General features: G+C 74.1%; 2 protein-coding genes. Both read right to left on the minus strand.

What is annotated here, in order from left to right; all coding sequences use genetic code 11:
- Nucleotides 1-6 precede the first annotated feature (6 nt).
- Nucleotides 7-10,167 (minus strand): type I polyketide synthase, encoded by a 10,161-nt coding sequence (locus J8403_RS04875; RefSeq protein ID WP_425519882.1) that lies wholly within the window; start codon nt 10,165-10,167, stop codon nt 7-9.
- Nucleotides 10,168-10,224: 57 nt separating this feature from the next.
- A complete protein-coding gene (locus J8403_RS04880; protein ID WP_211122035.1) occupies nt 10,225-15,135 on the minus strand; it encodes a type I polyketide synthase in 4,911 nt (1,636 codons plus the stop codon).
- Nucleotides 15,136-15,147: the final 12 nt, after the last annotated feature.

Consider the following 15,147-nt stretch of genomic DNA (forward strand, 5'->3'; position numbering starts at 1 on the left):
GGTACTTCAGGACAGGCCGAGTTCGTTCTCGATGAAGTCGAAGATCTCGTCGTCCGAGGCGGCGTCGATGCGGCCGGCGACCGCGTCCTCCGCGTCCTCCGGGCCCTGGCCGAGCCGTACCAGCAGGTCCTGCAGACGTGAGGCGAGCGTGGTGCGCGCCTCCTCGTCGGTGGCGACGCGGGCCAGATTGCTTTCCAGGGCGTCGAGTTCCGGAAAGGCCATCGACGCGGCGGTGAAGGTCTCCGGGGCGATCTCCGCTTCCAGGTAGGCGGCGATCGCCGTGGAGGTGGGGTAGTCGAAGAGCAGGGTGACCGGCAGGCGCCGGCCGGTGGCCTTGCCGAGCTGGTTGCGGAGTTCGACCGCGGTGAGCGAGTCGAAGCCGAGGTCCAGCAGACCGCGCTCCGCCTCGACGGCGGCCACCGAGTCGAAGCCCAGCACCCCGGCCACGGTCGTGCGCACCAGGTCCAGCAGGAACCGGCCGCGCTCGGCCTCCGGCAGGCTGGAGAGATGCTGCTTGAGCCCCTCGGACCGGGCGGACGCGGCCCCGGCTCCCGCCCCCGCCACGGTCCGCCGGGCGGGCTTGCCGGGCGCGGCCCTCACCAGCCCGCGCAGCAGCGCCGGTACGTCACCGGAGCGCGCCGCGAGCCCCGCGGTGTCGAGCCGCATCGGCAGCAAGACGGCGGCGTCCACGGCGCGTGCGGCGTCGAAGAGTCCGGCGCCGTCCTCAGAGGAGAACGGGACGATGCCACCGCGGGCCAGCCGGTTCAGATCGGCGCCCTCCAGCTTGCCCGTCATGTCGCTGCGCTGGGCCCACAGCCCCCACGCATGCGACTGGACGGGGCGGCCCTGGGCGCGGCAGTGCTGGGCGAAGGCGTCGAGGAAGGCGTTGGCCGCCGAGTAGTTGCCCTGGCCCATCCCGCCGAAGGTGCCGGCGATGGAGGAGAAGAGGACGAGCGCGGACAGGTCCAGGTCGCGGGTGAGCTCGTGCAGGGCGAGCGCGGCGTCGACCTTGGGCCGCAGCACGCGGTCCATCCGCTCGGGGGTGAGCGAGGACACCACACCGTCGTCCAGGACGCCCGCCGTGTGCACGACGGCCGTCAGGGGATGTGCGGCGGGGACGGTGGCCAGCAGTGCCGCCAGCGCCTCCCGGTCGGCCACGTCGCAGGCGGCGAGGGTGACCTCGGCGCCCAACTCGGTGAGCTCCGCGCGGAGTTCGTCGGCGCCTTCGGCGTCCGGGCCGCGGCGGCCGGCGAGCAGCAGATGCCGCACGCCGCCCTCGGCCACCAGATGGCGGGCGATGACCCCGCCGATGGTGCCGGTGGCCCCGGTGACCAGCACCGTGCCCTCGGGGTCCCAGGCGGGCGGGGCAGTGTCGGGGGCGCGGGTGGTGGCGAGCCTGGCCACCGTGATGTCGCCCCGGCGCACCGCCAGTTGGGGCTCGTCCAGGGCGAGCGCGGTCGGCAGGGCGCCCACGGACTCCTCGTGCTCATCGAGGTCGACGAGGACGAACCGGTCGGGGTTCTCCGACTGGGCGGAGCGCACCAGGCCCCAGACGGCTGCGTGGGCCAGATCGGGCACCTCCGCGCCGGGCGTGGTGGCCACCGCGCCCCGGGTGACGAACACCAGGCGGGAGTCGGCGAACCGCTCCTCGGTCAGCCAGGCCTTGACCAGCGCGAGCGCCCGGTGGGTCGCCGTCCGTACGGCGTCGGCCACCCCCTGGGGCTCCGGTGCGCAGGGCACCAGCACGGTGGCGGGCAGGGCGGCCGGGTCGGCGGGCAGCGCCGCCAGGTCGCGGTAGGTGTGTGCGTCGAGTCCGACCAGCTTGAAGTCGTCGTCGCCGAGCAGGGCCCAGCTCCCGGCGGGGTGCCGCTCGGGCGCGGCAGCGGAGGTGTCGGCGGCCACCCAGTCGAGCCGGTAGAGGGTGTCACCGCCGGTGGCGGCGTCGCCGAGCCGTTCGGGCCGCTTGCGCAGCACGAGGGATTCGACGGTGGCCACCGGCCGGCCGATGGTGTCCGCCACGGTCAGGGCCACCGTGTCGGCGCCGCCGGGTGTGAGCCGCACCCGTACCTCACCGGCTCCGGCGGCGTGCAGCGACACGCCGGTCCAGGAGAACGGCAGCCGCCCCTCGCCGTCCTGGAACGTCGGGCCGAGCGCGATGGTGTGCAGCGCGGCGTCCAGCAGGGCCGGGTGCAGCCCGTAGCCGGTGGCGGCGGACTGCTGCTCCTGGGGCAGTCGTACCTCGGCGAACACCTCCTCGCCGCGCAGCCAGGCCGCGCGCAGCCCCTGGAACGAGGGGCCGTAGCCGAAGCCGCCCGCCGCGAACCGCTCGTACAGGTCCTCGACCTCGATCGGCTCGGCGCCCGGCGGCGGCCACGCCCCGCCCAGGTCGTAGGAGCCCTCGGCGGCGCCGACCGCCAGCACACCGGTGGCGTGCCGGGTCCACGGCAGCTCGCGCCGCGGGTCCTCGGGGCGGGAGTAGACGTTCAGTGTGCGGTGGCCGTCCTCGTCGGGCGCGTCCACCACCAGCTGCAGGGTGACGGCTCCGCGCTCGGGGAGGATGAGTGGCGCCTGGAGGGTCAGCTCCTCGACCCGGTCGCAGCCCACCTGGTCACCGGCCTGGATCGCGAGCTCCAGGAACGCGGTGCCGGGGAAGAGGACCGCGTCCAGGACCGCGTGGTCGGCCAGCCAGGGCTGGCCGCGCGTGGACAGCCGCCCGGTGAGCACCAGGCCGTCGGTGCCGGCGAGTTCGACGGCGGCGCCCAGCAGCGGATGCCCGGCGGCACCGAGACCGGCCGAGGCCACGTCGCCCACGGTGGCGGGCGCGTCCAGCCAGTAGCGCTGCCGCTGGAAGGCGTACGTGGGCAGCTCCACCCGACGGGCGCCACGGCCCGCGAACACCTTCTCCCAGTCCACCTCGCCACCGTGGGCATGCACCCGGCCGACCCCGGCCAGCAGCGACTCGGCCTCACCCCGGTCCTTGCGCAGCAGCGGGACGAACGCGAGGTCGGTGTCGGCCTCGGCCAGGCACTCCTGTCCCATGGCGGAGAGCACCCCGGCGGGGCCGATCTCGACGAAGCGGGTCACCTTCCGCTCGGCGAGGAAGCGGATGCCGTCCCCGAAGCGCACCGCCCGGCGGACGTGGCGCACCCAGTACTCCGGCGAGCACAGCTCTTCGCCCGCCACCTCACCCGTGACGTTGGAGACCACCGCGATCCGCGGCGCGGCGTAGCCGATCCCGGCGGCCACCGTGCCGAACTCGGCGAGCATGGCGTCCATCAGCGGCGAGTGGAAGGCGTGGGACACGGTGAGCCGCTTGCTCTTGGCCCCGGTCGCCTCCGCGATCCGCAGGACGGTCTCCTCGTCACCGGAGATGACGGTCGCCCGCGGCCCGTTGACCGCGGCCACGCTCACCTGGTCCTCGTGGCCTTCGAGATGCGGCAGCACCTCTGCCTCGGCCGCCTGGAGCGACACCATCGCACCGCCCTCGGGCAGCGCCTGCATCAGCCGGCCCCGGGCCGCCACCAGCGCACACGCGTCCCGCAGCGAGAACACTCCCGCCACATGGGCCGCCGCCAGTTCGCCCACCGAGTGGCCGACCAGGAAGTCCGGGCGCAGGCCCCAGGACTCGACCAGCCGGTAGAGCGCCACTTCGAGGGCGAACAGCCCGGTCTGGGTGAACACGGTCCGGTTCAGCGGCTCCGGGTCCGCCCCGAACACCACTTCCCGTACCGAGCCGTCCAGATGAGGGTCCAGCTTCGCGCACACCGCGTCGAACGCCGCCGCGAACGCCGGGAAGGCGTCGTACAACTCCCGCCCCATGCCCGGTCGTTGAGCGCCCTGGCCGGTGAACAGGAAGGCCGTCTTCCCGGTGTCGGCCACCGTCTCCCGGGCCGTCCCCGAGGCCAGCTCCGCCAGGCCCCGCAGCAGCTCCTCCCGCTCGGCGCCGACGACCACGGCGCGGTGGCCGAAGGCCGAGCGGCTGGTCGCCAGCGCGTAGCCGACGTCCACCGGGCGCAGCTCCGTCCGCTCCTCCAGATGGGCCCGCAGCCGCCCGGCCTGCGCCCGCAGCGCCGTCTCGCCGCGCCCGGAGAGCACCCAGGGCACCACATCGGAGTCGATCGACCGCTCGGCCACCGGTGCGGTGGGCTCGGGGCCCTGCTCCAGCACCACATGCACATTGGTGCCGCTGACGCCGAAGGAGGACACGCCCGCGCGCCGCGGCCGGTCCGTCCCCGGCCACTCCCGGGCCTCGGTCAGCAGCTCCACCGCACCGGCCGACCAGTCCACATCGGGCGAGAGCACATCGGCGTGGAGGGTCTTCGGCAGCACACCCCGGCGCAGCGCCAGCACCATCTTGATGATCCCGGCGACTCCCGAAGCGGCCTGGGTGTGGCCGATGTTGGACTTCAGCGCGCCCAGCCACAGCGGCCGGTCCGCGTCCCGCCCCTGGCCGTACGTGGCCATCAGGGCCTGTGCCTCGATCGGGTCGCCGAGCCGGGTGCCGGTGCCATGGGCCTCGACCGCGTCCACCTCGGCGGCCGACAGGCCCGCAGCGGCCAGCGCCTGGCGGATCACCCGCTGCTGGGAGGGGCCGTGGGGGGCGGTGAGGCCGTTGCTGGCGCCGTCCTGGTTGACGGCGGAGCCGCGTACCAGCGCCAGCACCTCATGGCCGTTCGCCCGCGCGTCCGAGAGCCGCTCCAGCAGCAGCATGCCGACGCCCTCGGCCCACCCGGCGCCGTCGGCGTCCGCCGAGAACGCCTTGCAGCGGCCGTCGGGGGCCATCGCCCGCTGCCGGCTGAACTCGATGAAGGTGTCCAGCGTGGACATCACGACGACGCCGCCCGCGAGCGCCAGCGAGCACTCCCCCTGGCGCAGTGCCTGGACCGCCTGGTGGAGGGCGACAAGCGAGGACGAGCAGGCGGTGTCGACGGTGACCGCGGGGCCTTCGAGGCCGAAGGTGTACGAGATGCGCCCGGACGCCACGCTGCTCGCGCTGCCGGTGGCCAGATAGCCCTCGAACTCCTCGGGCGCGCGGCCGAAGCGCGATCCGTAGTCGTTGTAGCTGGCGCCGATGAAGACTCCGGCCTGGGTGCCCTTCACCGAGGCCGGGTCGATCCCGGCCCGTTCGAACGTCTCCCAGCTGGTCTCCAGCAGCAGCCGCTGCTGCGGGTCGATGGCGAGCGCCTCGCGCGGGGAGATCCCGAAGAACTCGGGATCGAAGTGGTCGGCCTCGTGGAGGAATCCGCCGCCGGTGGCGTAGAAGGTGCCCGGCTTGTCGGGGTCGGGGTCGTAGTGGCCCTCGATGTCCCAGCCGCGGTCGGTGGGGAAGTCCGAGACGGCGTCGCGGCCGTCCATCAGCAGCTGCCACAGCTCCTCGGGGGTGGTCACCCCGCCGGGCAGGCGGCAGCTCATGGCCACGATGGCGATCGGGTCGTCGTCGACCGCGACGGTGGCGGGGACCGGGCCCGCCGGGGCGATGGCATCGGTGCCGTCGGCGCCGCTCTCGGCCAGCAGGAAGCGGGTCAGCGCGGTGACGGTCGGATAGTCGAAGACGAGGGTGACCGGCAGCCGCAGCCCGGTGGCCGCGTTCAGCCGGTTGCGCAGGTCGACGGCGGTGAGCGAGTCGAAGCCCAGCTCGCGGAAGGCGCGCCCGGACTCGACCGCCGTGGTGTCGGGATAGCCGAGCGCGGCGGCCACTTCGGTGCTGACGAGGTCGGCCAGCGCGTCCTCGGCCTCCTGCGGCGACAGTCCGGCCAGCCGCTGGGCGAGCGGGGTGTCCGCGGCGGCCGTGGTGGCGTCCGCCGCGTCCGTCCGCCGGGCGTCGGGGAGTTCGCCGAGCACGGCGGCCCCGTCCAGCGAGGGGTTGGCGGCGATGAGCCGGTCCCACTCGATGTCGGCCACGGCCACATGGGTGTCGCCCACGTCCAGGGCGCGCTGCAGGGCGCCGATCGCCGGGTCGGGCGCCATCGCGGGCATACCGGTGGCCCGCAGCCGCGCCTCGACCGCCTCGTCGACCAGCCCGCCGCCGGACCACGCGCCCCAGGCCACGGAGGTGGCGGGGAGGCCCTGGGCGCGGCGGGCGTGGGCGAGCGCGTCGAGGAAGGCGTTGGCGGCCGCGTAACTGCCCTGGCCGGGGCCGCCGAGCGTGCCCGCGAAGGAGGAGAAGAGCACGAAGGCGGACAGCTCGCGGTCGCGGGTGAGCTCATGCAGATGGAGTGCCGCGTCCACCTTCGGGCGCAGCACCCCCTCGGCGCGCTCGGGGGTGAGGGTGTCGAGCACCCCGTCGTCCAGGACGCCCGCGGTGTGGACGACCGCGTCGAGCGGGGCCTCGTCCTCGTCCAGCGTGGCGAGGAGGGCGGCCAGTGCGTCGCGGTCGGCGGCGTCGCACGCGGCCACGGTCACCCGGGCGCCCGACTCCCGCAGCTCAGCGGCGAGTTCGGCCGCGCCGGGGGCGTCGGGGCCGCGGCGGCTGGTGAGCACCAGGTGTTCGGCGCCGCCCCGGGCCAGCCAGTGCGCCACATGGGCGCCCAGGCCGCCGGTGCCGCCGGTCACCAGCACGGTGCCGCGCGGCCGCCACGGCGCGGTGGCGTCGGTCAGCGCCGCCGAGGCCCTGACCAGCCTGCGCCCGTGGACACCGGAGGCGCGCACCGCCACCTGGTCCTCGCCGGTCGTCCGGCCCGCGAGCACACCGCACAGCCGCGCGATGGCGCGGTCGTCGAGGGTGCCGGGCAGATCGACCAGACCGCCCCGGCGCCGCGGGTACTCCGCGGCGGCGATCCGGCCCAGGCCCCAGGTGAGGGCCTGCAGCGGATGGTCCAGCACGTCCGCGCGGCCCACGGACACCGCCCCGCGCGTGGCGTACCAGATGGGGACGTCGGCGCCGGTGTCGCCGAGCGCCTGCAGCAGGGCGAGGTTGAGGGCGAGGCCGAGCGGCTGCGCCGTGCCCGCCGCGTACGGCTCCTCGGCGAGCGCGAGGAGCGAGAGCACCGCGGTCGGGGGCGCGTCCACGGTCGGGGGCGTGTCCACGGTCGAGGGCGTGTCCGCCGTGGCCTCGCCGAGCCTGCGGGCGAGCGCCTCGCGCACGGCGTCCGCCTCGGTCAGCTCCACCAGCCGGACCTGGGCGCCGCGTTCCCGCAGCGCCTCCGCCACGCGCGGGCCTTCCGGCGCTCCGGCGGGCGCGGCGATCAGCCAGGTGGCACCGGCCGACGACCGGTCGTGCGGGGCGGTGAGCGCGTCGCCCAGGGGCTTCCAGGTGATGTGGTAGCGCCAGGAGTCGAGTGCCGACCGCTCGCGGCGCGCCCGGCGCCATGAGGCGAGCGCCGGGACCACCATGGCCAGGGACGACTCCTCGGCGTCCACCTCCAGCGCGGTGGCCAGCGCCGCCAGGTCCTCGCGCTCCACGGCGTCCCAGAAGTCCGCGTCCACCGCGTCGCCCTCGGCGGTGGGTGCGGAGGAGCCCTCGAGCCAGTAGCGCTGTCGCTGGAAGGCATACGTCGGCAACTGCACCACGGACGCGCCCAGCCCGGCGAACACCGCGGCCCAGTCGACGGCCACCCCACGGACGAACGCCTCGCCCAGCGAGGCCAGGAACCGCTCCGGACCACCCTCGTCACGCCGCAGCGACCCCACCACCACCGCGTCCTCGACGGTCGCCTGCAACGGCATCGTCAGCACCGGATGGGGACTCATTTCGAGGAACGTCCCGAACCCGGCCGCCGACAGAGCCCGCACCGCCGACTCCAGCTCCACCGTCTCCCGCAGATTGGTGTACCAGTACCCGGCGTCGAGCCCGGTGGTGTCGATGGTGTCGCCGGTGACCGTCGAGCAGAACGGCACCTCGGCACGGCGCGGGGCAATCGGGGCCAGGACATCGAGGAGTTCGGCACGCAGCTCTTCCACCTGGGCCGAGTGGGACGCGTAGTCCACCGGGATCAGCTTCGCCCGTACGTCCTCGCCCTCACACTCCGCCTGGAGTTCACGCAGCGCCTCCGGGTCACCGGACACCACGATCGAACCGGGCCCGTTCACCGCCGCCACCGAGATACGGCCCTCCCAAGCCGTGATCCGCTCACGCACCCGATCGGCGCTCTCGGCGACGGACATCATGCCGCCACGTCCCGCCAGGCCACGCCCGATGGCCTGCGACCGCAACGCCACCACCCGCGCCCCGTCCTCCAACGACAACCCACCCGCCACCACCGCCGCCGCGATCTCACCCTGCGAATGCCCCACCACCGCCGCAGGCACCACCCCACACGACCGCCACACCTCCGCCAACGACACCATCACCGCCCACAACGCCGGCTGCACCACATCCACCCGCCCCAACCCCGGACCCCCACCCCGCAACACCTCCACCAACGACCACTCCACAAACCCGGCCAGAGCGGCCTCACACTCCGCGATCCGCCCCGCGAACACCGGCGACGCATCCAGCAACTCCACCGCCATCCCCACCCACTGCGACCCCTGCCCCGGAAACACGAACACCGGACGGGCGTCGGTCGCCGGCACTCCCTCGCCGCGCACCACGTGCGGGGACTCGCCGCCCGACGCCAGCGCGCCCAGTGCGTCGATCAGTTCGTCACGGTCGCCGCCCAGGACCAGCGCACGGTGGTCGAAGCGGCCGCGGGTGGTGGCGAGCGAGTGGCCGATGTCGGCGGGCGAGAGGCCGGGGCGCGCGGTCACATGGGTCAGCAGCCGCTCGGCCTGCGCCCGCAGCCCCGCCGCGCTCTTGGCCGACAGCACCCACGGCACCACTCCCCCGCCCACCGGGGCGGGCCCCTCCGCCACGCTGTCGGAGGGCTCCTCCTCGGGCGCCTCCTCGATGATGGTGTGCACATTGGTGCCACTGGCCCCGAAGGCCGAGATACCGGCCCGGCGGGGCTCCTCGCCGCGCGGCCACTCCCTGGCCTCGGTCAGCAGCTCCACCGCCCCCGCCGGCCAGTCGATCCGCGAGGAGCGCTCCTCGGCGTGGAGTGTCTTGGGCAGCAGGCCGTGGCGCATGGCCTGCACCATCTTGATGACCCCGCCGACACCCCCGGCGGCCTGCGGATGGCCGATGTTGGACTTCAGCGAGCCGATGAGTACGGGGCGGTCCGCCGCACGGTCCTTCCCGTACGTGGCGAGCAGCGCGCCCGCCTCGATCGGGTCACCCAGCGGGGTGCCGGTGCCATGGGCCTCGACCGCGTCGATCTGCTCCGCCGTCAGGGCGGCGTTGGCGAGCGCCTGGCGGATCACCCGCTGCTGGGAGCGGCCGTTGGGGGCGGTGAGGCCGTTGCTGGCGCCGTCCTGGTTGACGGCGGAGCCACGCACCAGAGCCAGCACCTCATGGCCGTTGCGGCGGGCGTCCGAAAGCCGCTCCAGCAGCAGCATGCCGACGCCCTCGCCGAGGCCCATGCCGTCGGCGCCCTCGGCGAACGCCTTGCAGCGGCCGTCTTGCGCCAGTCCGCGCTGCCGGGCGAAGCCGATCAGCCCCATCGGGGCGCCCATCACGGCGGCGCCGCCCGCGAGGGCGAGGGAGCAGTCGCCCTGGCGCAGCGACTGGCAGGCCAGGTGGAGGGCGACCAGCGAGGAGGAACAAGCCGTGTCGAGGGTGACGGCCGGGCCCTCCAGGCCCAGGGTGTAGGCGATGCGGCCGGACATGATGCTCGCGGAGATGCCCGTGACCAGGTGGCCTTCCAGACCTTCGGGCATATGGGGCCAGTCGGGGATGTAGCCCTGGTAGGCGGCGCCCACGAAGATGCCGGTTCTGCTGCCGCGCAGGCCCGCCGGATCGATTCCGGCGCGCTCGAACGCCTCCCAGGAGGTCTCCAGCAGCAGCCGCTGCTGCGGGTCCATCACGGTGGCCTCGCGGGGCGAGATGCCGAAGAACGCCGGGTCGAACTGGTCGGCGTCGTGGAGGAATCCGCCCTCGGTGGCGTAGACGGTGCCCTGCCGGTCGGGGTCCGGATCGTACAGGTTCTCCAGGTCCCAGCCGCGGTTGCCGGGGAAGCCGGAGATGGCGTCGCGCTCGCCGGTGACCAGCTCCCACAGGTCCTCGGGGCCGCGCACATCGCCCGGGTAGCGGCAGCTCATCGCCACGATGGCGATGGGTTCACGGGACGCGGCGGTGAGTTGCTGATTGGCCCGGCGCAGCCGTTCGGTCTCCTTCAGAGACTCCCGCAGCGCGCCAACGATCTTGTCGGTTGGGTTTGCCATTGTCAGCTCCGCAGTCGAGTCTCGTCAGAGGTCGTTCTTGTCGTAGGCCATGCGGACGAGGTCATCCACGTCCAGGTCGTCGATGGACTCGGCGGACTCCTCGTCCACCGGTCCGGTGGCGGGGTCGTCGGAACCGGCCAGCCGCAGCAGCTCGTCCAGCAGTCCCGATTCGCGGAGCCGGAGCAGGGGGATGGAGGTCAGCGCCGCGCGGACCTCGGCCTCCTCGGGGTCGAGGCCGGTGCCCGCGGTGTCATCGGGGAAGAGTTCGGCGCCGATGTGTCCGGCGAGTTCCTCCGCGCTCGGGTAGTCGAAGACGACGGTGACGGGGAAGCGGAGCCCGGTCGCGGTGCCCAGGCGGTTGCGCAGGTCGACGGCGCTCAGGGAGTCGAAGCCCAGTTCGCGGAAGGCGCGCTGGGCGTCGACGGCCTCCGGGCCGGGATAGCCGAGCACGGTGGCGATCTGGGAGCGCACCAGCGACAGCACGGCCGCCTGCCGGTCCGCCGGGGCCATGTCAACCAGCCGGTCGCGCAGCGAGGAGGACTCGCCGGTCGTGTCCGCCCCCGTGTCGGCGTCGGCGGCGAGGATCCGCGCCACGTCGGGCAGCTGCCCGATGAGCGGGCTGGGCCGGGCCGAGGTGAAGACGGGGACGAACCGCTCCCAGTCCACGTCGGCGACCACGACCACGGTCTCGTCCCCGTCCATCACCTGCCAGAACGCGTCGATGGCGAGCCGGGGAGTCATGAACGGGATGCCCCGGCCGCGCAGTTGCTCCTCGGCGAGGTTGGCGGCCATGCCGCCCTCCTCGGGGCTCCAGATGCCCCACACCACCGAGGTGGCGGTGAGGCCGCGGGCCCGGCGGTTCTCGGCGAGCCCGTCGAGATAGGCGTTGGCGGCGGCGTAGGCGCCGTGTTCGCCACTGCCCCAGACGGCCGAGATGGAGGAGAAGAGCACGAAGGAGTCGAGGGTGTCCCGGTCGAAGAGGGCGTCCAGGTTGGCGGCGCCCGCGATCTTGGCCTCCGCCGTGTCGGCGAACTCCCGCAGATCGGTGTCCACGAGCGGAACGAGCACACCGGCGCCCGCGATGTGCAGCACCGAACGGATCGGCGGGCCCTCGGCCTCCACCTCCCGTACGAGCGCCTCCAGCGCGGCGCGGTCGGCCACATCGCACGCGGCCACGGTGACCTTGGCACCCAGCTCGGTCAGTTCGGCCTTGAGCTTGTCCGCGCCGGGCGCCTCGGGGCCGCGGCGGCTGGTGAGCACCAGGTGTTCGGCACCGGTCCGGGCCAGCCGGCGGGCGATCTGGGCTCCGACGCCACCGGTGCCGCCGGTGAGCAGCACGGTGCCCTCGGGGCTCCAGCCTCCGCCGCTCCCCCGGTGGCCGGCGGCCCGTACCAGCCGCCGGGTGAACACACCGGAGGGCCGCAGGGCCAGCTGGTCCTCGTCGCCGAGACGGCCCGCGAGCGCACCGCACAGCCGTGTGGTGACCCGGCCGTCGACGGTGCCCGGCAGGTCGATCATGCCGCCCCAGCGCTGGGGGTGTTCGAGGGCGGCGACCCGGCCCAGTCCCCATACGGCCGCCTGGGCCGGGCTGTCGAGCACATCGGTGCCGCCGACGGACACGCCCCCACGGGTGGCCAGCCACAGCGGGGCCGCGACCCCGGTGTCGCCGAGGGCCTGGACGAGGGCGAGGGTGAGCGCGAGGCCCATGGGCACCCCCGCGTGGCCGGGGTGCGGTGCGTCGGCGAGCCCGAGCAGGGAGAGCACGCCGGACGGGGTGCCTCCGGCGGTGGCCTCGGCGAGCCGCGCTGAGACCGCGGCGCGGTCGGCCTCGGCCGCCTCGACGGTGACCACCGTGGCGCCGTGGGTCTCCAGACCGTCGCGTACGGCCTCGATGAGCTCGGTGCCGGGGGGTGCGGCCGGGACCACGAGCAGCCAGGTGCCGGTCAGGGCCGCCGAGGCCGGGTCCGGCACCCGGTTCCAGGTGACGTGGTAACGCCAGGAGTCGAGCACGAACCGCTCCCTGCTGCCGCGACGCCATGAGGACAGCGCGGGGAGCACGGTGCGCAGCGACGACCGCTCCTCGTCGGCGTCCACTTCCAGCGCGGCGGTCAGCGCGGCCAGGTCCTCGCGCTCGACCGCGTCCCAGAATTCGGCGTCCGCCGGATCGCCTCCGGTGGCGGCCGCCGGGGCCGGGGGCTGCTCCAGCCAGTAGCGCTGTCGCTGGAAGGCGTACGTCGGCAACTGCACCACGGACGCGCCCAGCCCGGCCAGCACCGCGGCCCAGTCGACGGCCACCCCACGGACGAACGCCTCGCCCAGCGACGCCAGGAACCGCTCCGGACCACCCTCGTCACGCCGCAGCGACCCCACCACCACCGCGTCCTCGACGGTCGCCTGCAACGGCATCGTCAGCACCGGATGCGGACTCATTTCGAGGAACGTCCCGAACCCGGCCGCCGACAGAGCCCGCACCGCCGACTCCAGCTCCACCGTCTCCCGCAGATTGGTGTACCAGTACCCGGCGTCCAGACCCGCGGTGTCCACGGGTGCGCCCGTCACGGTGGAGTGGAAGGTGATGTCCGAGGTGCGCGGGCGGATCGGGGCGAGGAGGTCGAGGAGTTCGGCACGCAGCTCTTCCACCTGGGCCGAGTGGGACGCGTAGTCCACCGGGATCAGCTTCGCCCGTACGTCCTCGCCCTCACACTCCGCCTGGAGCTCGCGCAGCGCCTCCGGGTCACCGGACACCACGATCGAACCGGGGCCGTTGACGGCCGCCACGGAGATGCGCCCGTCCCAGGCGGTGATGCGTTCGCGCACCCGATCGGCGCTCTGAGCGACGGACATCATGCCGCCACGTCCCGCCAGCCCACGCCCGATGGCCTGCGACCGCAACGCCACCACCCGCGCCCCGTCCTCCAACGACAACCCACCCGCCACCACCGCAGCCGCGATCTCACCCTGCGAATGCCCCACCACCGCCGCAGGCACCACCCCACACGACCGCCACACCTCCGCCAACGACACCATCACCGCCCACAACGCCGGCTGCACCACATCCACCCGCCCCAACCCCGGACCCCCACCCCGCAACACCTCCACCAACGACCACTCCACAAACCCGGCCAGAGCGGCCTCACACTCCGCGATCCGCCCCGCGAACACCGGCGACACATCCAACAACTCCACCGCCATCCCCACCCACTGCGACCCCTGCCCCGGAAACACGAACACCGGCTTCCCGGCCGGGCCCGCCACACCCTGGGCCACGAGGCCACCGGGCTCGCCCCGGGTGAGCGCCGTCAGCCCGCCGCGGAAGTCCTCGACGCCGCCACCGACCACCACGGCGCGGTGGTCGAAGAGGGCGCGGGTGGTGGCCAGCGAGAGGCCCACGTCCGCCGGGGACAGCCGCGGATCCTCCGCGAGGCGCGCCAGCAGCCGTTCCGCCTGCGCCCGCAGCCCCGACTCGGTCTTGGCCGAGAGCACCCAGGGCACCACTCCCCCGCCCACCGGGGCGGGCCCCTCGGCCGAGGTGGCCGAAGGCTCCTCGGCCTCCTCCTTGGGAGCCTGCTCGATGATGGCGTGGGCGTTGGTGCCGCTGGCGCCGAAGGCGGACACCCCGGCGCGGCGGACCCGCCCGGTCTCCGGCCACGGCCGGGCCTGGGTGAGCAGTTCGACGGCGCCCGAGGACCAGTCCACGTTGGGCGACGGCTCCTCGACGTGGAGGGTTTTGGGCAGCACACCGTGGCGGATCGCCTGCACCATCTTGATCACGCCGCCGACCCCCGCGGCGGCCGCCGTGTGGCCGATGTTGGACTTCAGCGAGCCGAGCCACAGCGGCCGGTCGGCCGGGCGCTTCTTGCCGTACGTGGCGAGCAGGGCGCCCGCCTCGATGGGATCGCCCAGTGACGTCCCCGTGCCGTGCGCCTCGACCACGTCGACATCGGACCCGGACAGCGTGGCGTTGGCCAGCGCCTGGCGGATCACCCGCTGCTGGGCACGGCCGCTGGGCGCGGTGAGACCGTTGCTGGCACCGTCCTGGTTGATGGCGGAGCCGCGGACGACCGCGAGCACGGTGTGGCCGTTGCGGCGGGCGTCCGAGAGCCGCTCCAGCAGCAGCACGCCGACGCCCTCGCCCCAGGCGGTGCCATCGGCCGTCGAGGAGAACGCCTGGCAGCGGGAGGAGGTGGACAGCGCCCGCTGGCGGCTGAACTCGATGAAACCGCTCGGTGTGGACATCACGGTGGTGCCGCCGGTGAGCGCCATCGAGCAGTCGCCCTGCCGCAGCGCCTGGCAGGCCATGTGCAGTGCCACCAGCGAGGACGAGCACATGGTGTCGACCGTGACGGCCGGTCCCTCCAGGCCCAGGGTGTAGGCGACCCGGCCGGAGAGGATGGCGCCCGAGGCGCCCATGGACATCTGGCCTTCGAGCCCTTCGGGGAGCTCGGTCAGACCGCGGGCGTAGTCGAAGTCGGTGGCGCCCATGAAGATGCCGGTGTCGCTGCCGCGCAGCGTGCCCGGGTCGATTCCGGCCCGTTCGAAGGTCTCCCAGACCACTTCCAGCAGCAACCGCTGCTGCGGGTCCATGGTGAGGGCCTCGCGCGGCGAGATGCCGAAGAACGCGGGGTCGAACTGGTCCACGTCATGGAGGAATCCGCCCTGGCGGGCGTAGGTGCGGCCCTCCCGGTCGGGGTCCGGGTCGAAGAGGTTCGGCAGGTCCCAGCCCCGGTCGGCCGGGAAGTCGCCCATGCCGTCGCGGCCTTCGGCGACGGCCTGCCACAGGTCCTCGGGGGACCGGATGTCGCCCGCGTAGCGGCAGTTCATCGCCACGATGGCGATGGGCTCGGGGGTCTGCAGCTCCTGGATCCGGCCGTGTGCCGCGCGGAGGTGGCCGGTGGCCCGCTTGAGGTAGTCGCGCAGCTTCTTCTCGTTGTCCATGGTCGTCAGCTC

The sequence above is a fragment of the Streptomyces yatensis genome, assembly GCF_018069625.1.
Lineage (GTDB): Bacteria > Actinomycetota > Actinomycetes > Streptomycetales > Streptomycetaceae > Streptomyces > Streptomyces yatensis.

Excerpts from the sequence above, each read along its gene's own strand:
- J8403_RS04880 (WP_211122035.1), bottom strand. The coding sequence starts at position 15,135 with ATGGACAACGAGAAGAAGCTGCGCGACTACCTCAAGCGGGCCACCGGC.